General features: G+C 69.9%; 21 protein-coding genes and 1 pseudogene. 12 read left to right on the top strand and 10 right to left on the bottom strand.

All coding sequences use genetic code 11. The features are described 5' to 3' along the window. The first annotated feature begins 90 nt into the window (after positions 1-90). From JAP66_RS27205 to JAP66_RS27235, 6 genes are read left to right on the top strand one after another with little or no spacing between them, the layout of a single operon-like run. Positions 91-888, top strand: a complete 798-nt coding sequence (locus JAP66_RS27205; protein ID WP_199434699.1) for an SDR family NAD(P)-dependent oxidoreductase — start codon at positions 91-93, stop codon at positions 886-888. Between the two features lie 14 nt (positions 889-902). Beyond that, a complete protein-coding gene (locus JAP66_RS33060) occupies positions 903-1,577 on the top strand; it encodes an SRPBCC family protein (protein ID WP_199434700.1) in 675 nt (224 codons plus the stop codon). Positions 1,578-1,594: 17 nt separating this feature from the next. Continuing rightward, positions 1,595-2,479, top strand: coding sequence for an alpha/beta fold hydrolase (locus tag JAP66_RS27215; RefSeq protein WP_199434701.1), 885 nt, complete (start codon positions 1,595-1,597; stop codon positions 2,477-2,479). Further along, entirely contained in the window at positions 2,476-3,168 is a 693-nt protein-coding gene (locus JAP66_RS27220; RefSeq protein ID WP_199434702.1) for an enoyl-CoA hydratase/isomerase family protein, read from the top strand. The genes JAP66_RS27215 and JAP66_RS27220 overlap by 4 nt, the downstream gene beginning before the upstream one ends. After that, positions 3,165-5,876: an amidase family protein gene (locus JAP66_RS32475; protein WP_235999560.1), complete on the top strand. Its 2,712-nt coding sequence runs from the start codon at positions 3,165-3,167 to the stop codon at positions 5,874-5,876. Before JAP66_RS27220 ends, JAP66_RS32475 begins: the two co-directional genes overlap by 4 nt. Next, on the top strand, positions 5,873-7,039 hold the full coding sequence (locus JAP66_RS27235) for an acyl-CoA dehydrogenase family protein (protein ID WP_199434703.1): 1,167 nt from the start codon (positions 5,873-5,875) through the stop codon (positions 7,037-7,039). The genes JAP66_RS32475 and JAP66_RS27235 overlap by 4 nt, the downstream gene beginning before the upstream one ends. A gap of 48 nt (positions 7,040-7,087) precedes the next feature. Here the strand turns inward: JAP66_RS27235 and JAP66_RS27240 are convergent, their stop codons facing one another. The 3 genes from JAP66_RS27240 to JAP66_RS27250 all read right to left on the bottom strand — a co-directional run bounded on the left by JAP66_RS27240 (position 7,088) and on the right by JAP66_RS27250 (position 11,117). After that, entirely contained in the window at positions 7,088-8,290 is a 1,203-nt protein-coding gene (locus tag JAP66_RS27240; protein ID WP_199434704.1) for an FAD-dependent monooxygenase, read from the bottom strand. Positions 8,291-8,448: 158 nt separating this feature from the next. Then, on the bottom strand, positions 8,449-10,344 hold the full coding sequence (locus tag JAP66_RS27245) for a cytochrome c oxidase subunit I (protein WP_199434705.1): 1,896 nt from the start codon (positions 10,342-10,344) through the stop codon (positions 8,449-8,451). A gap of 149 nt (positions 10,345-10,493) precedes the next feature. Next, the gene (locus JAP66_RS27250) at positions 10,494-11,117 is read right to left on the bottom strand and encodes a TetR/AcrR family transcriptional regulator (protein WP_199434706.1); all 624 of its coding nucleotides are present in this window, start codon (positions 11,115-11,117) and stop codon (positions 10,494-10,496) included. Positions 11,118-11,338: 221 nt separating this feature from the next. On the opposite strand from JAP66_RS27250, the gene JAP66_RS27255 reads away from it, so the two are divergent. Beyond that, entirely contained in the window at positions 11,339-12,103 is a 765-nt protein-coding gene (locus tag JAP66_RS27255) for an SDR family NAD(P)-dependent oxidoreductase (RefSeq protein ID WP_199434707.1), read from the top strand. Positions 12,104-12,142: 39 nt separating this feature from the next. Here JAP66_RS27255 and JAP66_RS27260 read toward each other — a convergent pair whose 3' ends face one another. Continuing rightward, a complete protein-coding gene (locus JAP66_RS27260) occupies positions 12,143-12,919 on the bottom strand; it encodes a hypothetical protein (protein WP_199434708.1) in 777 nt (258 codons plus the stop codon). A gap of 255 nt (positions 12,920-13,174) precedes the next feature. Here JAP66_RS27260 and JAP66_RS33350 point away from each other — a divergent pair, with 255 nt between their 5' ends. Beyond that, on the top strand, positions 13,175-13,384 hold the full coding sequence (locus JAP66_RS33350) for a CoA transferase (protein ID WP_372449015.1): 210 nt from the start codon (positions 13,175-13,177) through the stop codon (positions 13,382-13,384). Here JAP66_RS33350 and JAP66_RS27270 read toward each other — a convergent pair. Next, positions 13,372-13,764, bottom strand: a complete 393-nt coding sequence (locus JAP66_RS27270; RefSeq protein ID WP_199434709.1) for a VOC family protein — start codon at positions 13,762-13,764, stop codon at positions 13,372-13,374. The two genes, JAP66_RS33350 and JAP66_RS27270, sit on opposite strands and share 13 nt — an antisense overlap. A 137-nt stretch (positions 13,765-13,901) precedes the next feature. On the opposite strand from JAP66_RS27270, the gene JAP66_RS27275 reads away from it, so the two are divergent. Together JAP66_RS27275 and JAP66_RS27280 are read left to right on the top strand one after the other, a co-directional pair. Beyond that, positions 13,902-14,807, top strand: coding sequence for a sigma-70 family RNA polymerase sigma factor (locus JAP66_RS27275; RefSeq protein ID WP_199434710.1), 906 nt, complete (start codon positions 13,902-13,904; stop codon positions 14,805-14,807). Beyond that, on the top strand, positions 14,807-15,256 hold the full coding sequence (locus JAP66_RS27280) for a VOC family protein (RefSeq protein WP_199434711.1): 450 nt from the start codon (positions 14,807-14,809) through the stop codon (positions 15,254-15,256). The genes JAP66_RS27275 and JAP66_RS27280 overlap by 1 nt, the downstream gene beginning before the upstream one ends. Positions 15,257-15,269: 13 nt before the next feature. Here the strand turns inward: JAP66_RS27280 and JAP66_RS27285 are convergent, their stop codons facing one another. Both JAP66_RS27285 and JAP66_RS27290 read right to left on the bottom strand, forming a co-directional pair. Beyond that, a complete protein-coding gene (locus tag JAP66_RS27285; protein WP_199434712.1) occupies positions 15,270-15,995 on the bottom strand; it encodes a class I SAM-dependent methyltransferase in 726 nt (241 codons plus the stop codon). Next, the gene (locus JAP66_RS27290) at positions 15,988-16,638 is read right to left on the bottom strand and encodes a TetR/AcrR family transcriptional regulator (protein ID WP_199434713.1); all 651 of its coding nucleotides are present in this window, start codon (positions 16,636-16,638) and stop codon (positions 15,988-15,990) included. The genes JAP66_RS27285 and JAP66_RS27290 overlap by 8 nt, the downstream gene beginning before the upstream one ends. Before the next feature lie 99 nt (positions 16,639-16,737). Between JAP66_RS27290 and JAP66_RS27295 the strand changes: the two genes are divergently transcribed. Then, positions 16,738-17,766 carry a glycoside hydrolase family 113 protein gene (locus JAP66_RS27295; RefSeq protein ID WP_199434714.1) on the top strand — a complete coding sequence of 343 codons (1,029 nt, stop codon included), beginning with the start codon at positions 16,738-16,740 and terminating at the stop codon, positions 17,764-17,766. A 105-nt stretch (positions 17,767-17,871) separates the two neighbouring features. On the opposite strand, the gene JAP66_RS27300 is transcribed toward JAP66_RS27295, so the two are convergent. The 3 genes from JAP66_RS27300 to JAP66_RS27310 form a co-directional block, all read right to left on the bottom strand. Beyond that, entirely contained in the window at positions 17,872-18,219 is a 348-nt protein-coding gene (locus tag JAP66_RS27300) for a VOC family protein (RefSeq protein ID WP_199434715.1), read from the bottom strand. A gap of 59 nt (positions 18,220-18,278) precedes the next feature. Continuing rightward, on the bottom strand, positions 18,279-19,154 hold the full coding sequence (locus JAP66_RS27305) for an alpha/beta fold hydrolase (protein WP_199434716.1): 876 nt from the start codon (positions 19,152-19,154) through the stop codon (positions 18,279-18,281). Positions 19,155-19,741: 587 nt separating this feature from the next. Beyond that, positions 19,742-20,413, bottom strand: coding sequence for a DNA alkylation repair protein (locus tag JAP66_RS27310; RefSeq protein ID WP_307849738.1), 672 nt, complete (start codon positions 20,411-20,413; stop codon positions 19,742-19,744). 326 nt (positions 20,414-20,739) lie between these two features. On the opposite strand from JAP66_RS27310, the pseudogene JAP66_RS27315 reads away from it, so the two are divergent. After that, positions 20,740-20,935: pseudogene (locus JAP66_RS27315) on the top strand (hypothetical protein); the annotation flags it as partial.

Consider the following 20,935-nt stretch of genomic DNA (forward strand, 5'->3'; position numbering starts at 1 on the left):
CAACGATCGGGCACGGCAAAGGAACTCTGCGCGACCTTGACAGATACCGGCTGTCGATATTTGATATACCAAATCGAAGGAGATGCTGAGATGGACCTGAACCTCACTGACAAGGTCGCGTTCGTAACCGGTGCCAGCAAGGGAATCGGCCGTCAGGTGACGCTCCGCCTCGCCCAGGAGGGATGCGACGTCGTCATCACCGCACGCGGACGGGAGGGCCTGGAGCAGGCCGCCGCCGAGATCCAGGCCGAGACCGGCCGCAAGATCATTCCGCTCACCGGCGACATGAGCCGGGACACCGACGTCGAGCGCTGCGTGCGAACCGCCATCGGCGAGTTCGGCCGGATCGACGTACTGGTCACCTGCGCGGGCAGCTCCCCCGGCGGGCTGCTGGAAGAACTCACCGAGGAACAGTGGATGCAGAGCCTGAACCTCAAGTTCCTGGGTTACGTGCGAACGGTACGGGCGGTCGTCCCGCACATGGTGGACGAGGGCAGCGGCTCCATCGTGCTCGTGGTCGGCAACGACGGGCTCAAGCCGAGCTTCTGGGAGATGACGGCCGGCGCCGCCAACGCCGCCGACCTCAACTTCGCCTCCTCCATCGCGGACCAGTACGGCCCCAAGGGCGTACGGGTCAACACCGTCAACCCGGGACCGGTGGACACCGACCGCTGGGACGGCCTGGAGAAGGCCTTCGCCCGCGACATGGGTGTCGACCAGGCCGAGGCCCGCCGCCGCGCCGAGGCTTCCATCCCGCTGGGCCGCATCACGCGGCCGGACGAGGTCGCCGCCCTCGTCGCGTTCCTCGCCTCGGACGTCGCGGGCAGCGTGCACGGCGCGCACGTGCCCATCGACGGTGCCCAGCGCAAGGCACTGATGGAACGCTGAGAGGGAACGCTGACGTGCGCCTCACCAACTCCTTCCGCGTCGATCGCCCGGCGGCCGAGGTGTTCGACGCCTTCTCGGACATCGAGCGGGTGGCGGCCTGCATGCCGGGCGCCCGCGTCGTCGGCCGATCCGCGGAGGACGTCTACGACGGTGAGGTCAAGGTCAGGGTGGGCCCCCTCGCCGTCGCGTACTCCGGGAAGCTGCACGTGCTCGACACCGACCGCGAGCAGTGGCGGCTGACGATGCGGGCGAAGGGCCGCGAGCAGCGAGGAGCGGGCAACGCCGACGCCTACGTGGTCACCCGGCTCAGCGAGCGCGACGGTGCGACCGTGGTCGAGATCGAGACCGATCTCGACATCCGCGGGAAGGTCGCGCAGTTCGGCCGCGGCGTGATCGCCGAGACCTCGGACGGCTTCCTGCGAACGTTCGCCGCCAACCTGGAGGAGATGCTCGCGCGTGGCGGCGTGGAGGCCGCCGAACCGGCAGCGGCCGCCGCGGGCGCCGAGGACTCCGCTGCGCGACCGGACGCGACACTGGACGCGTGGCGGCTGCTCATCCGGCCATGGCTGGTGCGCCACGCTCCGTCGGCCGTGACCGTCGCCCTTTCCGGAGCGGCGGCCTACCTCGGCGCCAGGACCGGCGCACGGCACGCGCTGCGTTCCGGGAATCGTTCGGGGCACCGCCACTAGCACGATGGGAGCGACACGTGCCATACGCAGTCACCGACGACGACGTCCGGCTCTACTACGAGGAGACCGGGAGCGGCGACACCATCGTCTTCCTCCACGAGTTCGCGGGCGACCACCGTTCCTGGGAACCACAGGTCCGGCACTTCTCCCGGACCTACCGCTGCCTCGTGTTCTCGGCGCGCGGCTTCCCTCCCTCCGACGTACCGGCCGGGCAGGACTCCTACAGCCAGTCGCGCGCCGTCTCCGACGTCGCCGCGGTGCTGGACGCCGCCGGGGCCGATCGGGCCTTCCTGGTCGGCAACTCGATGGGCGGCTTCGGTGCGCTGCATTTCGCGCTCCGGCATCCGGACCGCACCCTCGGCGCGATCGTCGCCGGCTGCGGATACGGTGCCCACCCCGACAAGGAGGAAGGCTTTCGCGCCGAGTCGGAGCGGATCGCGGTCGCCTTCGAGGAGGAAGGCTCGGCCGCGATGTCCCGGTGGTACGGCACCGGTCCCGCCCGGGTGCAGTACGAGGCGAAGGACCCGCGCGGCCACGCCGAGCACGTTCACGTCCTCGGCGAGCACGACCCGCTCGGCGCGGCGTTGACGATGCGGGGAGTACAGAAGCAGCGGCCCTCGCTGTACGCGATGCGGGACGAGCTCGCCGCGTGCGAGCCACCGGTCCTCCTTGTCGCGGGCGACGAGGACGACGGCGTTCTCGAGACCGACCTGATGCTCAAGCGCACGATCCCGCGGTGCGGCCTGGCCGTTCTGCCCAGGTCCGGACATGTCACCAACCTCGAGGAACCGGAACTGTTCAACCGCCTGGCCGAGCGCTTCCTCACGGCGGTCGAGCACGGCAAGTGGCGGGAACGTGATCCCCGTTCGCTGAGCACCTCGACAACGGGGGCGAGCACATGACACCGGGGGCACCGCTGTCCGTCGAGCGGGCGGAGCACGGGCTCACCCGGATCCGGTTCGACCGGCCCGGACGCCGCAACGCGATCGACGAGAACACCGTTGCGGCCCTGCTCGCCGAACTCGACCACGACCCGGCCGGCCCGGTGCTGCTGGGCAGCACGGATCCGGCGATCTTCTGCGCGGGCGCCGACCTCGACATCACCGACGCCGAACGCACACGCTGCAGTGACCTGCTCTACGAGACCTATCACCGCCTGGTGACCAGGCCGGGACCCGTGATCGCGGTCGTCGAGGGCCCGGCGGTGGGCGGCGGCGCGCAGCTCGCGACAGCCGCCGACCTGCGGGTCGCCGGACCAGGCTGCCGGTTCCGCTGGGCCGGCCCCGGGCACGGGCTCGCCGTCGGCGCCTGGGTGCTGCCGGACCTCGTCGGCCGCGGCATCGCGCTCGAACTGACGTTGAGCGGACGCTGGGTCGGCGCCGCCGAGGCACTGCGCATCGGTCTCGTCAACTCCGTGGACGACGAACCCTGGCCGGTGGCCGAGAAGCTGGTCGCGACCGTGGCCGGGCTCGACGCGGCGGCGGTGGCGGGGGTCAAGTCGATCACGGCGGCCGGCGGCGGCCTGCCGGACCGGCTCGCGGCCGAGCGGCACCGCAACCTGCGGCAGTGGCCGGGCACGGTGCCCCGATGAACCGGGCGGACATCGAGTGGGTCGAGTGGAGCGAGGCGGCGTGGCGGGTGCACGTGCCCGGTGCCGACGAGTCGTTCGCGAGCGGGCTCGGCAACGCCACCCTGCCGGCCCTGGCGCACGCGAGCGCCCGGAAGTTTCCCGACCGGATCGCGCTGGACATCGACGGTGAGACCGTCACGCACGGCGAGCTCGACGCCGACGCGGCACGGATCGCCGGCTGGCTTTCCGACCGGATCGGCCCCGGCGACCGCGTGGTCCTCAGTGGACCGTCCTCGACCGACTTCGTGCGGTGCTACCTCGCAACGCTGCGCGCGGGAGGCGTCGTTGTGCCGGCCAACCCGGCCGCCACAGCCGCCGAGCTCGGCCACCTGTTCGCCGACTCCTCCGCCGCCCTCGCACTCGTCGCCGACCCGGAGGCCACACCCCCCGGAATCCCGGCGCAGCCGCTGCACGCCGTGCCACGGGGCCGCCCGCTGCCCGCGACGTCCTCCGGCCCGGACGAGGTGGCGCTGCTCGCCTACACCTCGGGCACGACCGGCAGGCCGAAAGGGGTGCCGCTGAGCCACCGGCGGTTGCTGACGTCGATCAGAGCCGCGATGGCCGCGTGGCGATGGTCCGCCGACGACGTGCTGGTGCACGCCCTGCCACTGTTCCATCAGCACGGGCTCGGCGGCGTCCATGCCACGCTCGTCGCCGGGTCCACCGCCCGGCTGCTGTCCCGCTTCACCACCGACGCGCTCGTTCGGGCGGCACGCGGTGCCACGGTGCTGTTCGCGGTGCCGACGATGTACGAAAGGCTCGTCGACGCGCCCGGTGCCACGGACGTGCTCGGCGCGTTGCGGCTGTGCGTCTGTGGTTCGGCGCCGCTGAGCGAGGCACTCGCGGCGAGGGTCGCGGCCACCTTCGGCCGGCCGCCCCTCGTCCGCTACGGCACGACCGAGACCGGGCTGGACGTGTCCAATCCCTACGGTGCGGCGCGCGCCGACACCGTAGGCCTCCCGCTGCCCGGCGTCCTGTTGCGCCTGGTGGACGACGAGATCCAGCTGCGGGGTCCGCAGGTGTTCTCCGGGTACTGGAACAACCAGGAGGCGACGGCGGAGGCGTTCACCGCGGACGGCTGGTTTCGCACCGGCGACCTCGGGCAGATCGATCCAGGGTCGGGGCACCTGGTGATCCGGGGACGCAGCAAGGAGCTGATCATCACCGGCGGCCTCAACGTGTATCCGCGCGAGGTCGAGGTGGCGCTGGAGCGGCATCCCGCGGTGGCGGAGGCCGCCGTCGCCGGCCTGCCGCACGAGCACTGGGGCGAGCAGGTGACCGCGTGGGTCGTGCTGCGCGAGGCGGTGCCCCCTGAGGCGCTGATCGAGCACGCTCGATCCCTGCTGGCGCCGTACAAGTGCCCGAAGGTGGTCCTTCCGGTCGCGGCCCTGCCCCGCAACCACATGGGCAAGGTGGCCCGGGCCGAGCTGGACACTCCCGCCGGCCGCGCCCTGCGCAGGGCGGAGGAGACCGAGGAGCTGGGCGCGTTCGTCGAGCTGTACCCGCACGCGCGGGCGCGGCCTGGAACGCCGGTGGCCGTCAAGGACGTGGTGGACGTCGCCGGGCAGATGGTGCGCAGCGGAACGCCCGGGCTGGGCCACCGCGTCGCCTCCGAGGACTCCGATGCCTGGGCCCGGCTGCGAGCGGCCGGGTACGTCCTCATCGGCCGCACGCGGCTTCCGGAGCTGGCGTGGTCGGTCGTCACCCCGGGCTGCCGCAACCCGTGGGATCCCGGCCGGGACGCGGGCGGCTCCAGCGGCGGCTCCGCGGTCGCGGTGGCCACCGGCGTGGTGCCGGTGGCGCTGGGTACCGACACCGGCGGCTCGATCCGCATACCCGCCGCACTGTGCGGCGTCGCGGGCCTGCGGCCCACCGCAGGCGCCGTCTCCTCGCGTGGCGTGACACCGCTCGCGTCGTCGATGGACACCGTCGGGCCGATCGCGCGCACCGCCAGGGAATGCCTGCGCGTGCACGAGGTTCTCGGCGGTGCCGTGCGGCCCGCTCCCCCGCACGTCACCGGCCTGACGGTCGGCGTGCCGTCCGCGCTGTGGACGGGCCGGATCGACGCCGAGGTGGCGCGCCTGCTCGACGCCGCGTCGGACTCGCTGCGCGCCACGGGCGCCCGCGTCGTGGAGATCGAGCTCCCGCTCGCCCACCGGCACGCACGCGGCGCCGGCTACACGATCATGCTCGCCGAGTCGGCCCGGCACTGGTGGGCGGAGCTGCGAGCCTGTCCCGGCGGCGCCGGTGCGGAAGTGGCCGAGCGCCTCCGCGCCGGCAACGATGTGTCCGAAGAGGACTATACGGAGGCCCGCGCCAGGGCGGGCGCCGTCCGCGACGAGCTCGACGACGCCTTCACCGAGGTCCACGCGCTGCTGACGCCGACGGTCCCGGTCACCGCCGCACCGCTCGGCGCCGGGACCGTACGCCTCGGGGACCGCGACGAGCCCGTGGAGTCGGCCTACTACCGGCTCACCGCGGTGGCGTCGGTCACCGGGCATCCGGCGCTCACCGTACCGGCGGGGCTCAGCGCTTCCGGGCTGCCGGTAGGCGCCCAGCTCGTCGGCCCACGGAATCAGGAAGCCCTGCTGTGCCTGCTGGGGGAAGTCATCGAGAACGGCCCCGAAACACTCGCGCTGGCGCGGCGCCGGGAAGGGAGCACGACATGACGAAACCCGATCCCCTCGACCTGCTCGGCCTGCGCGAGGAGCTCGGCGAGGAGGAACGCGCGATCGCCGACACGGTCAGGAGGTTCGTCCGCAAGGAGGTCGGCGAGCACGCGGGCCGGTGGTTCGAGGAGGCGACGTTCCCCGCGCACCTCGTTCGCTCGCTCGGCGAGCTGGGGCTGCTCGGGATGCATCTCACCGGCTACGGATGCGCGGGCACGAACGCCGTGGCGTACGGCCTGGCGTGCCTGGAGCTGGAGGCAGGCGACAGCGGGTTGCGCAGCTTCGTTTCCGTGCAGGGTTCACTGGCGATGTTCCCGATCTGGAAGTACGGCTCCGAGGCGCAGAAGGAGCGATGGCTGCCGCCGATGGCCCGCGGCGAGGCCATCGGCTGTTTCGGGCTGACCGAGCCCGACTCCGGGTCCGACCCGGCCGGCATGCGCACCACCGCCCGGCGCGACGGCTCCGGCTGGGTGCTGAACGGCTCGAAGACCTGGATCACCAACGGCACGATCGCCGACGTCGCCGTGGTCTGGGCCCGCACGGACGAGGGCGTGCGCGGCTTCCTCGTACCCAGCGGGACACCGGGATTCGCCGCGGCCGAGATCCGGCACAAGATGTCGCTGCGGATGTCGGCCACGGCGGAGCTCGTGTTGCGGGACGTGCGGCTGCCGGAAGACGCCGTGCTGCCCGGCGTCACCGGCCTGCGGGGTCCGCTGTCGTGCCTGTCCGAGGCGCGCTACGGCATCCTGTGGGGAGCGCTGGGTGCCGCCCGGAGCTGCTACGAGACGGCGCTCGCCTATGCTCGCGACCGTGAGCAGTTCGGCGGGCCCATCGGAGGGTTCCAGCTCACCCAGCAGAAGCTGGTGGGCATGGCGCTGGAACTCAACAAGGGCCTGCTGCTGGCACTGCATCTCGGTCGGCGCAAGGACGACGGCACACTGCCACCGGAGCTGGTCAGCTTCGGCAAGCTGAACAACGTGCGGGCCGCGATCGACATCGCGCGCACCTCGCGCACCATCCTGGCCGCCAACGGAATCAGCCTCGAGTACCCGGTGATCCGGCATGCCGCCAACCTCGAGTCGGTGCTCACCTACGAAGGCACCGAAGAGATCCACACGCTGGTGCTCGGCAATCTGCTGACCGGACAGCCCGCCTACCGATGAGCGTCACCTCTCGTGAGTGCGTACACGAGTTAGAACACTGTTACGCAGTCACGAGCCGGCGACCCGCTCCACGGCCGCGGCGTCGTGCTTGTAGATCCACGCGACGGCGTCGAACGCGAAGTCGGTCGTGCCGGTGGCCATCTGCGCGTCGCGTTCTCGCTGTAACCGCCCGTCGGGCAGGTGGAAGCGCACCTTGTTGGCCGCCGACAGCGCCTGCAGGCGGGATGTCCGCGGGATGCGCAGCCGCTCGTAGTGACGCAGCGCCCCGGCGACGTCCGATCCGGCCTGGGCAAGGCACGCCGCCAGCGTCGCCCCGTCCTCGATCGCCTGCGCGGCCCCCTGGGCCATGAAGGGCAACATCGCGTGACACGCATCTCCGAGCAGTGTCGCCCGGCCCGAGGACCAGCGTTCGAGCGGAGCGCGGTCGAACAGCGCCCAGATGAACGTCTCGTCGACCGCCGCCAGGATCTGCCGGACCTGGGGATGCCAGCCGTCGAACGCGGCCCGCGCATCGGCGATGTCACCGCGGTCGGTCCACGACTCACGCGTCCACGCGTCCTGCTCGACGATCGCCACGACGTTGACCAGACCGCGGCTGCGGACGAAGTAGTGCACGAAATGCCGGCCCGGCCCCATCCAGAGCTGTGCGGTCGTCTCCAGGGCCAGCTCACGCAGCCGGTCCGCCGGGACCAGACCGCGATAGGCGACACAGCCGGTGAAATGGGGATCCTCGGGGCCGAACAGCTCGTCGCGCACCACCGAGTGGATACCGTCGGCGCCCACCAGCACGTCGACCTCGACACTCGTGCCACCCGCGAACCGTGCCTCGATCCGGTCGCCGCGGTCGACCAAGCTCGTCAGCCGGCGCCGGAGGTGGATCCGCTCGGCCGGCACCGCGGTGGCCAGCGCGTCCAGCAGGTCGGCCCGATGCATCTGGTAATGCGGGAAGCCGAAGGTCGCCTCCAGCGGCTCGGCCAGCGGCGAGCGCAGCAGCGTGCTGCCGTCGTCCCACCGTCGCTGATGGAATTCACGCGGCTTGACGCCGGTCCTGGCCAGCTCCTCGGCGAGCCCGAGCCGGTGCAGGACGCGCGAGGCGTTCGGGCTGACCTGAACGCCCGCGCCCACCTCGCCCAGCATCGATGCCCGCTCGAACACGTGCACGTCGAAACCGGCCCGCAGCAGCGACAGCGCCGCGCTGAGCCCGCCGACGCCCCCGCCGACAACGCCGACCGAGAGGTTCGTGGAAGCCATCGCGCAAGTCTTCCAGCGGCAGACGTCAAGGGTCCCGTGACAAGGAGCACACCGTTTGCGGCAGGTCTGCTCACCTGCGGCGTCCGCACCTCCAGCCGGGGGCCACACCCACGCTGCCCCGAGACCGGCCGCCGAACCCGTCATCGCTGATGCCGGGGTCACCTTCCGCGGGGGTCACTGCTCGGTCCCTGCTCGTCGGATTGCGTCGCAGCCGCGCCGCGCTCACCCGGATCGGGCGGCTGCGTCCTGTAGCCCGGCGGGGGGCGGTGGGCTTCCTGTCGCATCCGCTCGACCATGTGCGGGTAGTGCAGCTCGAAGGCCGGCCGTTCGGACCGGACGCGCGGTAGCTCGGTGAAGTTGTGCCGTGGCGGCGGGCAGCTGGTGGCCCATTCCAGTGAGTTGCCGAACCCCCAGGGATCGTCCACGTCAACGGGATCACCGTAGCGGTAACTGCGGATGACGTTCCAGATGAACGGCAGGACCGAGAGACCGAGAACGAAGGAACCCACCGTGGAAACGGTGTGCAACGTGGTGAACCCATCGCTCTGCAGGTAGTCGGCGTAGCGGCGCGGCATACCTTCGGCACCGAGCCAGTGATGCACGAGGAACGTCAGATGGAAGCCGATGAACGTGGCCCAGAAATGCAGTTTGGCCAGCCGCTCGTCCATCATGCGGCCGGTGATCTTCGGAAACCAGAAGTAGAGCCCGGCGAACGTGGCGAACACGATCGTGCCGAAGAGAACGTAGTGGAAGTGCGCCACGACGAAATAGCTGTCGGTGACGTGCCAGTTGAGCACGGGCGCACCGAGGATCACGCCGGAGAGTCCGCCGAACAGGAAGGTCACCATGAATCCGACGGCCCACAGCATGGGCGACTCGAAGCTGAGCTGCCCCTTCCACATCGTGCCGATCCAGTTGAAGAACTTGATTCCGGTCGGCACGGCGACCAGGAAGGTCAGGAAGGAGAAGAACGGCAGCGCCACCGCGCCGGTGGCGAACATGTGGTGCGCCCACACGGAGAAGGACAGGGCGGTGATGCCGACCGTCGCCCACACCATGAGCTTGTAGCCGAACAGCGGTTTGCGGCTGAACACCGGAACGATCTCGGTGATGATGCCGAAGTAGGGCAACGCCACGATGTAGACCTCGGGGTGGCCGAAGAACCAGAACAGGTGCTGCCAGAGGATCGCGCCGCCGTTGGCCGGATCGAACACGTGCGCCCCGAGATGCCGGTCCGCGAGCAAGCCGAACAATGCCGCGGTCAGGATGGGGAATGCCGCCAGTACCAGGATGCTGGTGAACAGGATATTCCACGTGAAGANCGGATCGAACACGTGCGCCCCGAGATGCCGGTCCGCGAGCAAGCCGAACAATGCCGCGGTCAGGATGGGGAATGCCGCCAGTACCAGGATGCTGGTGAACAGGATATTCCACGTGAAGATCGGCATCCGCCACATGAGCATTCCCGGCATGCGCAGGCAGACGATGGTGGTGATCATGTTGACGGCACCGAGTACGGTGCTCAGCCCGGTGATGATCAGTCCGACGACCCACAGGTTCGCGCCGGTGCCGGGTGAGTACGCGGCCGTGGACAGCGGAGTGTATGCGAACCAGCCGAAGTCGGCGGGTCCGCCCGGCGTCAGGTATCCCCCGACGGTCACCGTGGCTCCGAACAGGTACAGCCAGTAGGACAGCGCGTTGAGCCGGGGGAACGCCACATCCGGCGCGCCGATCTGCAGCGGCACCAGGAAGTTGGCGAACCCGAACACGTTCGGCGTCGCATACAGCAACATCATGATGGTGCCGTGCATCGTGAACAGCTGGTTGTACTGCTCCGGAGACAAGAACTGCAACCCCGGTCGCGCCAGCTCGGTACGCATCAACAACGCATCGAGACCACCGACCATGAAGAACGCGAACGAGGTGGTGAGGTACATGACGCCGACCGTCTTGTGGTCGGTGGTGCGCAACAACCGCAGCACCGCCTGCCCGCGCCCGCCGGTCCGCCGTGGGCGATGTGGTGACGCGTTCGGCCGTGCCGGAGTTCGAGTCATCGAATCGCCCATCCACTCGGAGCCAGCTCTGGCACCCGCCGGTTCCGTGTGCGGGCTGCGGTGACGTACCCCGGCCCTGAGCCCTGAAACACCCGCGAGCAGCCGGGAACATCCGGCCGCCGGCCTCACCGGGCGTCACAAGGCCGGCGTCACTCCGCGAGGCCGCGGTCGACTGTCAGCAGCGCCGCACGTACCGCGTCGATCACGCCCGCCTCGTCGGCATGCGCCGGGTCGGTGTGGAAGGCGTAGTGCTCCACCGCCACCCGCAGGGCGCTGTTGATCATGACGGCCCGGACACGTACGGACAGGTCCTCGCCGGGCAGGCCGGCGCCGCGGCCGACCTCGGCGGCGAACACCGGCTCGGCGTCGGCGTGCGCCCGGAGCCACACCGCGCGCAGCCCCGGCTCCGTGCGGGTCAGCCGGACCAGGTCGAGCAGGACGGGTAGGTCGGCGACACTCCGCCGGTTGTTGCGCTCCAGCTCGTCGAGGAGACCGGCCACTCCTCCTCCAGGTGACCAGGTACCCAAGGCGCGCCGCGTCATGTCGATTCCCGCCGTCAGCATGGGCTCGACGCAGCTCTCCTTGTTCGGGAAGTACCGCCACAGCGTCCGGGCGGAGATGCCCGCCGCCGCGGCGATCTCCTCGGCGGACGTCGCAGCGACACCGTTCGCGGTGAACAGGCGCACGGCCTCGCGAGCGATTTCCAGCCGGGTGGCGGCCTTGCGCCGTTCGGTCAGAGGCGGGCGGCCGGTCCGGCCGTCGCGGTTGGTCACGGCGGCTCCGGCGGTCGGCGAGTGATCGCGGTGCACCTCAACTCCGCATTCCGCGAGCGACAGGGTTGACTCCCGGAAGCCTACCCCTTTTTGTCACTACATGCCTTGATGGCTTGATGCGCCAAAAAGTCGTAGAGTGTGTCGTTCGCATGCCCGGTGCGTGCCTTCCTCGCTTCCGGCGGGGCATCGGCTGACGCGGTCCGACTTCGAAGGAGATGACCATGGGCAGCAGTGGGCTGGAGAACGGCGGCGTCGTGGTCACCGGCGCCGGATCGGGCATCGGCCGCGCAGCCGCTCTACGGTTCGCCGGCGAAGGCGCCAAGGTGGTTGTGGCCGACCTCGACGGCCAGGCCGCCGAAGCGGCCGTGGAGGAGATCCGGGCGGCGGGCGGTACCGCGGTGGCGGTGACCGGCGACCTGAGCGAACAGGCGGTGGCCGATCAGGTCGTCGACACGGCCGTTGCCGAGTTCGGCGCCCTCGACGTGCTGGTGAACAACGCCGGAATCGTGGACCGGATGTCCGCCCCCGCCGACGTCACCGACGCGGAGTGGGACCGGGTCATCCGGGTCAACCTGACCGCCCCGTTCCTGCTCACCCGCGCCGCCCTCCCCCACATGCTCGCCAAGGGCAAGGGCGCGATCGTCAACACGGCTTCCGAGGCGAGCCTGCGCGGCAGCGCGGCAGGCACCGCCTACACCGTCTCCAAGCACGGCGTCGTCGGGCTCACCAGGTCCGTCGCGATCATGTACCGCGACTCCGGCATCCGCGCCAATGCCATCGCGCCCGGCGGCACCCTGACGAACCTCATGCCGGAGGCGGACGCCGGCGCGCACGGCCCGAAAGTCCTCGCCGGCTACATGCACAACCTCGGTCGCATCGCCGAGGCGGACGAGCAGGCGGCCGCGATCGTCTTCCTCGCCTCGGACGCCGCGAGCAACATCAACGGCGTGATCCTGCCCGTCGACAACGGCTGGTCCGCCGTCTGACGGACGGCAGCATCGTGCGCGGCGGCAGTGGGTGGCGCGTCAGCCTGTCGCCGCCATCGCCTCTTCGCCGGAAGAGACCGGCAATGCCTTCCGTTCGAACTTCCGGTGCGGGCCGAGAATCCACACTCTGCGCGGGTCCAGAAAGATGATCAGTTCGATCAGCGCGTTGTGTATGGTGGTCAGCCGGATCACGGCTTCCTGCGGCCTCTTGACGAGAGTGTCGATCTCCTCGGCCAGTGGCGAGAACCATTCCATGAACTCGGGGTCGTCCCGGTACTTGCGACGGAACGCCACATATCCCAGGCAGCGAGGACGATCGGGGCTGTCCGGATCGACCATCAGTTCACCGATGGCCTGCTGTTCGCCGCCCAGCAGGAAGAAGACATCGGTTCCGCCCTCTTCCGCGTGTCCGCTGAGCGCGGCCCTGACGTCGGCGAGCCGGCGCATGAGGTGCCTGCTGCGACGGCGACTGCCGAGATCGAGAAAATGGGCCTCCTGCCGCAGAATCTGGACCCAGCCGAGATACGCGGCCAACCGGTACAGGCTTTCGTAGCGATTGTAGTCTTCCTGACGCTTCGTGCCGGGCGCCGCCTGGTGCACCGGCCTGCCGGAGAACAGGTCGATCGCGATGCGTAGCCGCGCGGCCAACAGCGCCGCCGACTGCAACAGCGGATCCCGATAACGACTGACAAGGTCACGACGGGCCAGCTCCCGGTCGGCCCGCCGCCGGCGCCACTCGAACAGACCGCCCAAGGTCACCGTCACCACCGCACCGGCCACGGAGAGGATCGCGGAGATCACCGACACGTTGCCCACGCTTCATCACCCCGGTGGAGCGTACTGACGGCACGAGCCGCCGATCAACGGACAGCAGCCGTTCACCGGTGCCATATCGATCACGGCCGTGCCGGGCAGTCACACGCGTGGGCTCACAGACCGGGAACACGTGTACATGGCGCGCGGACACGACCGGACTGGCACCGCATTCGCGATCATGGTGGCGCTGTCCGCACGCGAGGGAGGCGGGCGAGGACAGGTCGTCGACGTGGCGATCATCGAGCCGAGCGCACCATCCAGCGGCGCACGGGCAACCGCTCGACCAACAACGCGCCGCGCAACACCTACCGGACCCGCGACGGGCACTGGGTCGCCGTGTCCACGTCGGCGAAGTCGATCGCGCCGGTCTACGACGCCGCCGACATCGTGGCCGATCCGCAGTTCTCCCGCGATCGTGTCAGCTCGCCGGCTTCCCCGGTTCGTCCGGTGGGTCAGGAGGCGTAGGTGGTGACTTTCCACAGATAGCCGTCCGGGTCGCTGAAGTAGCCGTAGTACCCGCCCCACTCGGCGGCGGCCGCTTCCTTGACCACGCTGCCGCCGGCAGCCACCGCGTTGCGCATGGTCTCGTCCACCGCGTCCCTGGAGTCGGGGTTGAAGTGGAACGAGGCACCGCGGAAGCCGGATCCCTCCGCGGAGACACCGGCGTCCTGCGCCGCCGCCTCCCATTCGTAGAGAGCCAGCTGCGGTGCTCCCTCGCCCAGGTTGAACAAGACGAAGTGAGGGGTATCCTTGTCGATCTTGAAGTCCAGGCCCTCGGCATAGAAGCTCTTGGCGCGGGCCAGGTCCTTGACGCCGAGCATGATGGCGCTCAACTGCAGTGACACGGTTCTCTCCTTGTGTTTTCCACGTACTTGCTTGCTGGCCGGGCAGCGCCGGACATCCGCGGTGGGCCCGGGATGTCACATCGGTTCGGGGTCGCCGGTCAATTGGTATGACAGGCCGGGACGGAGGAATGTGACAGATGGTTGAGCAGGACTGGCTGAGCGAGCGGTTCGCCGAGCACCAGGGCCGCTTGCAGGCGGTGGCCTACCGGATACTCCGCTCACCGAGCGACGCCGAGGACGCGGTGCAGGAGGCGTGGCTGCGCGTCAGCCGCGCCGACACCGGCCAGGTGGAGAACCCGGCCGGGTGGCTGACCACGGTCGTCGCCCGAGTGTGCCTGAACATGCTCGAGGCACGCAGGGCCCGGCGTGAGGAGCCGACCGGGGCGCTGCCGCCCGAGCCCGCCACGTCGGACGCGAGCACCGACCCGACCCGGCAGGCCACTCCCGAAGAGGACGCGCTGCTGGCCGATTCGGTCGGGGTCGCGCTGACAATGGTGCTGGACACGCTGACTCCCGCCGAGCGGCTCGCGTTCGTCTTGCACGACATCTTCGGTGTGCCGTTCGGCGAGATCGGCGACATCATCGACCGCTCCCCGGCCGCGGCCCGGCAGCTCGCCAGCCGGGCCCGCCGCAGAGTGCAAGGAGCGACCGCCCCGTCGGACGCTGCCCGATCCCGGAAGCGGGAGGTCATCGCCGCCTTCCTGGCCGCTTCCCGGGATGGAGATTTCGCCGCACTGCTCTCGCTGCTCGATTCGGACGCCGTGCTCGTGGCCGACCCGGCGGCCGTGCGGATCGGCGCTGCCGCTGAGGTACGCGGCGCCGATGCGGTGGCGGCCACCTTCGCCGGCCGGGCTGAGGCCGCCCGGCTCGCTCTGGTCGACGGCGTTCCGGCGGCCGTCTGGGCGCACCGTGGCCTGCCGAAGGTCGTCTTCAGCTTCACCATCAGCGAAGGGAAGATCACCGGTATCACCCTGCAGGCTGACCCGGACCGGCTCCGCGACCTCGACATCGTCTTCGTCCGCACCGGCGACAAGGAGCAGTGATGATCCCGGGGGCGGAACCGAGCGTGACCGGCGTGGATCTCAGGCTCGCGTATTGCACTCTCGCCGTCCACGACCTCGGCGAGGCGCTCGGCTTCTACCGTGACGTACTCGGCTTCGAGGTACGCGATGACGTCCAGTCCGAAGGGGTTCGGTGGGTGAGCGTCAGCCCGCCGTCGCAGCCCGACGTGCAGATCGTCTTCGAACCACCCGGCGTGGACCGGGGCGCCTCGCCGGCCGACCGGCAGGCGATCGAGGACCTCATGACCAAGGGACTGCTGGGCAGGCTCGTCTTCGTGACCGACGACTGCGATGCCGTCTTCGAGCACATCGAGGCCGCGGGTGCCGAAGTGATGCAGGAACCGATCAACCAACCCTCCGGCGTGCGCGACTGTGCCTTCGGCGATCCCTCCGGCAACCTGCTGTACTTCACCCAACTCCACGGCCGGTAGTTCAACCGGCTGGTCAGACGGCGCGGGCGATGAACACGAACTCGCGACCTGGGCGGTCTGGAGCTTCTCGCACGTCCTGTACGCGATAGCCGTTGGTGACCAAGCTCGATCTCACCTCGTCACAGCCGCGGAACCGGAGGGTCGAGTCCGACGTGACGACTGCGCCGTCCGTCCGGAACCTGTACGTATGGCGAAAGGAGACAAACGGAAAGCTCACGTCGGTGACCTCACGCCATTGCTCGACCGGCCCGATCCCAGGAACATCGACGACGACCTGAGCAGGGTCAGCAGCCCACTCCTCCCAGGCCCGGCGCTCGGGACGCCTCGTCTCGAACACGAAGTGACCGCCGGGACGAAGGGCCACGTGGATGGCTTGGAGAGTCTGTGCCCACTCGTCATCGGTGAGGAAGACCTGCGCCACATTCCCCGTCATCACCACCAGGTCGGCACCGCGCGCTGCCACCGTCGTGGCATCACCGTGGACCCATGTGACTCCTGCGGTTCGGTCCTTCGACTCCCCGACCTCGAGCGATGCCCTGGCCGGGTCGACACCCACGACAGTGTGGCCCCTCTCGGCAAGAAGGATCGCCAGGCATCCTGTCCCACAACCGACGTCGAGCACACGGTCCGCGCCCAACTCCCGGGCAATGTCCAGGTAGGCGGTCAGGTCGTCGCGGTCTCCGTCAAAGAAGTCGTAGATCGGCGCGAGGCGGGGGTGAGCGAAGATCGCGTCAGGCACCGGGCCGTCCCGCCTGTGCTTCGGCGGCATCGAGCGCGGGTGTGAGTGTCGCGAGCGCGGCGCGGAGCAGGTCGGGTAGCGAGCCGGAGGGCACGACGAGCCCACCGGCCCGAGGGGTGCCGGCGGCCGGCTGAACCCACTGCTGTAGGGCGACCCGCACCGCGGCCGCCACGCTCGCCGCGAGCACGCGGGTGGTGTTCGCCTCGGTGTCACCCAGCCGCCGGGCGATCGCGGAGGCGAGCGAGTGCTCGATGGCGGTGGCCGTCTCGACGAACGCCTCGCGCAGTGTGGGCCGCGTGGTGATCAGCAGCAGGACGTCGCGATCGCGCTCGTCCGGGTCGGTGTACTGCTCCACGACAGCTTCGGTCACGGCGTCGGCCAGGCGGACGTCGGCCGGGCGGGCGGCCACCGCCGCGGCGACCCGTGCTTGCCGTTCGGCGGTCACGGCGGCGACGATCGCCTGCTCGCGACTGGAGAAGTAGTTGTTGTAGGTCCTCGGCGAGACCCCGGCGGCGTCGGCGATGTCGTCGACGCGCACGTTGTCCGGCCCGCGCTCGAGAGCCAGCCGCAGTGCCGCCTCACGCAGCGCCACGCGGGTGGCCTGCTTCTTCTGCTCGCGTAACCCCGTCCGCCTCGCCGTCACCGGCTCAGTCTCCCAGACGAGGTGCGTGTGCGCAAATCTGCGCACACGCACATTTTATGGCTAGTCTCGCCCCCACCACGATCGGGAAGGACCAGGTCCATGCGAGCCAAGGGCATCACCTACGACACCGGCTTCCTCCGTAACGGAGTGACCTCCCGCGAGCACTTCGACCCGGACGTGGTGCAGCGCGAGCTGCGCATCATCCGGGACGACCTGCACTGCACCGCCGTCCGCGTCACCGGCGGTGATCCGGAGCGGCTGGAGACCGCCGCGACATGCGCCGCCGACCTCGGACTGGAGGTCTGGTTCTCGCCCTACCCGCTGGAGCTGACCACCGACGAGGTGCTCTCGCTGCTCGCCGACTGCGCCGAGCGGGCCGAGCGAGTCCGGCAGCGGGGAGCCGACGTCGTGTTCGTCGCAGGCGCCGAGCTCAGCGTGATGAACAAGGGCTTCCTGCCGGGCGACACCGAGAACGACCGTCTCGGGCTGTTGCTGAACGAGCGCGAGCGGAACCGCCTGCCCGAGCTGGTCGACGAACTCTCCTTCCGGGTCAACGACTTCCTCCGCAACGCCATGACACTCGTCCGCGAACGGTTCGGCGGCAGGACCACCTACGCCGCCATCCCGCTCGAGCGCGTCGACTGGGCACTCTTCGACATCGTCGGTGTCGATCTCTACCGGTCGGCCGAGGTGGCCGAGGTGTTCAGCGGCGGCGTCCGCAGCCTCGTGGCTCAGGGAAAGCCCGTCGCGATCACCGAGTTCGGCACCGCCGCCTACCGCGGCGCGGGCGAACGCGGCGCTCGCTGCCTGGAGATCGTCGAGTACGACGAGCACACCGCGCCGATCCGGCTGGACGGCGAGTACGTCCGCGACGAGGCCGGCCAAGCCACCTACCTGCGCGAGCTGCTGGAGATCTTCGACAAGGAAGGCGTCGACAGCGCTTTCGTGTTCCTCTTCGCGCTCGACAACTTCCCGCACCGCCCGGACGGCAACCCGCGCGAGGACCTCGATCTGGCCAGCCCCGGGATCGTCAAGGTGCTCCACGATCGCCACGGTGCGACGTACCCGGACCTGCCCTGGGAACCCAAGGCCGCCTTCAGCGCGCTCGCCGGGTACTACCGCGGCTGAGGCGGCAGTCCCCGGCGGGCGGTCATCAGGTCCAGGCAGCGGCGCGGAGCAAGGGCGGCATTCCCCTGTCGCGACACAGGCCGTTGCGGGCCTGAGCCTCGCGTGTCAGTCGGGCTGTGGTGCCCAGGCGTACCCGATCTCGTTGCCGTCCGGATCGCGGAAGATCGCCTTCCGGGCGCCGTCGTCGTAGTTCTCCCGCTTCTGTGGCTCGATCCCGCGCTCGGCGATCTGCGACACGACGCCGTCCAGGTCATCCACGAGGATCGTGTGCATCGCGTGTCCCGCGTGCTCCGGGCGCTCCACGACGTACATCCACCGGTGCTCGGCCAGCTCCCACACCGACTCCGTCTCGGTGGCCTTGAACGTGGCCTCGCGGCCGAAGAACCGCTCGTACCAGGGCACCGCGGCCGCGTGGTCACTGACCGCGATGCCGGCGAACAGCATGGCTGGCATGGCGACGACACTAACCGAGCCCACCGCCGCCGTGCACTGGTCTCCTGGCCGGGCGTTCGTCAACGAGCGTCGAGGAGCTCCTTCAGCTTCTCGGCGAACGCGGCCGGTTGACCCGGCATGCCGTACTCGTCGCCGAGGAACCCGCCGTGATGGCTGGGGAACACCACCAACTCGGAACCGAGGCGGCCGGCGATCTCGCGCGGTGCCCGCGCGGTCAGCTGGCCTTCGGATTCCGAGCCCGCGGCAAGGTGGATCCTCGTCGGTGCTGCCGCCAGGGCGTCGAAGTCGAGCTCGTAGGAAGGGACGGTGAGCATGGCGGTGCCCAGCAGCGGGTCGTCCCGGCTGCCGTCGTCCTCGGCGGGCAGCCCGAACGTGGCGGGGTCCGGCGCGGGCCGCTCGGACCAGTCCTCTGGCAGTTCGCCGGTGTGCCCGGTGAGCGCGATGAACTTGGCCATCGCCGCGCCCATGCCGTCACGCAGGTAGGTCTGGTGGATGTCGCGGCAGGCCGCCTCGAGCTGCTTTCGGTCGGGCAGCACCGACACCGTGGGTGGCTCGTGCGCGACGAGGATCCGGACCTGCTCGGGGTGGGCGGCGACCAGGGCCAGCCCGTTGATCGCACCACCGCTGCTGCCGAAGACGTTCACCGCGGGCAGACCCAGGTCCTTGATCACGCGGTGCAGGTCGTCGGCGTGCACGTCCGGTGTGACCTCGGAGTCGTCGGTCCGCTCGCTGCGACCGGTGTGGCGCGGGTCGTAGGTCACCACGGGCCGGTCGGTGAGGTGGCCGACCAGGGTACCGAAGCCGGCCGCGTCCATCGGGGAGCCGATCAGGAACACGGTGCGTTCGGCGGCGCCGGGAGCGGAGAGGTCACCGCGGATGTCGTACCGCAGACGCGCGCCCGGTACTTCGAGGACGCGGGTTTCGATGTCGGGCATGGTTCTCCTTCGGGTCGACCGGTCATCACGATAGACCGGGCGAGGGCGCGAAACTCATCGCCGGCCCACAGGTGGCGATTCCCTGCCCGGCCTGAACGGCATGCGGCCGGAACACACCGGCAGCGGTGGTCGCCGCGTCAGAACCGCCGCGGCCACCACGTCGAGGACACGAGGCCTCCACACGCGACGGAAACATGGCGGCGGGCTCGGACCTGCGGCGCTCTGCGGTTCCGGACGGCGCGGTGGTGCGGTGACCCGGGCACCGCACCACCGCGTCAGCGCGTCACGAACCGGGCACACCAGGCGGGGGTAGGTAGTAATTGTCGCTGAAGTACTCCGCCGGCACCGGCGCACCACTGCTCCTCGACCGCAGTACTGGGAGCGCTCCCAGGCCTCGCGCCGGGACAGTATGACAGAAAGTGACCGACGTCACTAGTGTCCCGTCCAGCAGCGCCACATGTGCAAGCGACCTGTCCTTGATTCCAGGCAGGCGTTGTGCCTGGTCACCTCTCGTGAGTGTTCAGCCGGGGCTGGAACACGGTTCTTCACTCACGACCGCTGCGGCACGAGCGTGAGCGCGAGCCTTCTCACCTATCGTGCTGTCGGCGCACCATCTCGGTGATCCAGATCGGCGCGAACGGAGACGTGCAGTTCGGCGAAGTCGGGTAGTCCTTGAGGACCTCAAGGCGCTCACCGATGTCGATTGCCCGGGCGCGGTGCTCGGCGTGCTCGATCCCGATCTGAGCCAGACAGTGGTTCATCGCCCACTGCAGGCGATCCGGGGCGTCTGTCATCGTCGCCTCGATGACGTCGAGCAGTCCTGCGAGGTCGAGGCCGTCGGGGTTCTTCACCACCCGTTCGGTGGTCAGCGCCCAGCCGGCACTCGCGACCACGGAATCCGGATCGCCGGACCAGGCCAGCCGCAGCTCTTCCGAGTGCGGGTTCTTCTTCACCACGTAGTTCACGAGCCAGTCGTGCACCTTGGGGGTGCGCGCCTCGCGCAACATCACGTCCAGCTCGTCACGCTCGAAGGCCTTCGGGCGGCAGATCAGCATCGCCAGCAGTCTCGCCGCGGTGTCATCCGTCTCCCAGAGCCGGCGCGCGAGGTCCTGCTGCGTCTTCAGCCGTTTCGCAAGCGCGCGCAGTTTGCCGAGGTTCACACCGTGATCGTCACCGTGCTTCTCGTTCACCTCGCGTGTCTTCGGGTCCTCGAGCGCGGCCAGCTCGGCCATCACCTCGGCAACCGTCGTCTCGGCCACCTCAGCCTCCTGTCCCTCACGGGCGAGTTTCAGCCTACGAGGAAAGCACGGTCGACCAGGGGGCCAGCAAGCGGATGGTCGAGAAGCAGCAGACGCGGTGGCCACCGTGCGGCACTCTGCTGCCCCTCCAGCTCGCATCCGCATCCTCGACCGCGACCTCGCCGCCGAGATCACTGGACTCCGAAACCGGGATGGGCCGGCACCAGCCGCATGCTGATGCGCTCGGTGCCTACCCCGGAGGAGCGTTCCCAACCGCGGGCGGGGCGCCGGGCTTCACCACTCGAAAGTGTCGAACACACGTTCGAGTAGCGTGCTAACATGGTGTGGTGTCCGAATCCTGTACCGCCGAGGCGGCGCCGTGGCAGCTCGGCGACGAGCAGCTGGCAAACGAGGAGAACCTCGCCGCACCGCACCGGGTGTTCCGGCACCGCTACCGGCGCGACGGCGACCTGGAGTTCTCCGGCACCCCCGACCCGGAGACCGGCGCCACACTGGAAGGCCTGTTCGTGCCGCTCGCCAAGC

This window comes from Qaidamihabitans albus, from assembly GCF_016464705.1.
GTDB classification, from domain to species: Bacteria; Actinomycetota; Actinomycetes; order Mycobacteriales; family Pseudonocardiaceae; genus Qaidamihabitans; species Qaidamihabitans albus.

Bases quoted from the DNA above. Each gene is read 5' to 3' on its own strand.
- JAP66_RS27295 (WP_199434714.1), top strand. From the start codon at position 16,738: ATGCGAGCCAAGGGCATCACCTACGACACCGGCTTCCTCCGTAACGGA.
- JAP66_RS27300 (WP_199434715.1), bottom strand. From the start codon at position 18,219: ATGCCAGCCATGCTGTTCGCCGGCATCGCGGTCAGTGACCACGCGGCC.
- JAP66_RS27235 (WP_199434703.1), top strand. From the start codon at position 5,873: ATGACGAAACCCGATCCCCTCGACCTGCTCGGCCTGCGCGAGGAGCTC.
- JAP66_RS27305 (WP_199434716.1), bottom strand. From the start codon at position 19,154: ATGCCCGACATCGAAACCCGCGTCCTCGAAGTACCGGGCGCGCGTCTG.
- JAP66_RS27280 (WP_199434711.1), top strand. From the start codon at position 14,807: ATGATCCCGGGGGCGGAACCGAGCGTGACCGGCGTGGATCTCAGGCTC.
- JAP66_RS27205 (WP_199434699.1), top strand. From the start codon at position 91: ATGGACCTGAACCTCACTGACAAGGTCGCGTTCGTAACCGGTGCCAGC.
- JAP66_RS32475 (WP_235999560.1), top strand. From the start codon at position 3,165: ATGAACCGGGCGGACATCGAGTGGGTCGAGTGGAGCGAGGCGGCGTGG.
- JAP66_RS27220 (WP_199434702.1), top strand. From the start codon at position 2,476: ATGACACCGGGGGCACCGCTGTCCGTCGAGCGGGCGGAGCACGGGCTC.
- JAP66_RS27240 (WP_199434704.1), bottom strand. From the start codon at position 8,290: ATGGCTTCCACGAACCTCTCGGTCGGCGTTGTCGGCGGGGGCGTCGGC.
- JAP66_RS27275 (WP_199434710.1), top strand. From the start codon at position 13,902: ATGGTTGAGCAGGACTGGCTGAGCGAGCGGTTCGCCGAGCACCAGGGC.
- JAP66_RS27255 (WP_199434707.1), top strand. From the start codon at position 11,339: ATGGGCAGCAGTGGGCTGGAGAACGGCGGCGTCGTGGTCACCGGCGCC.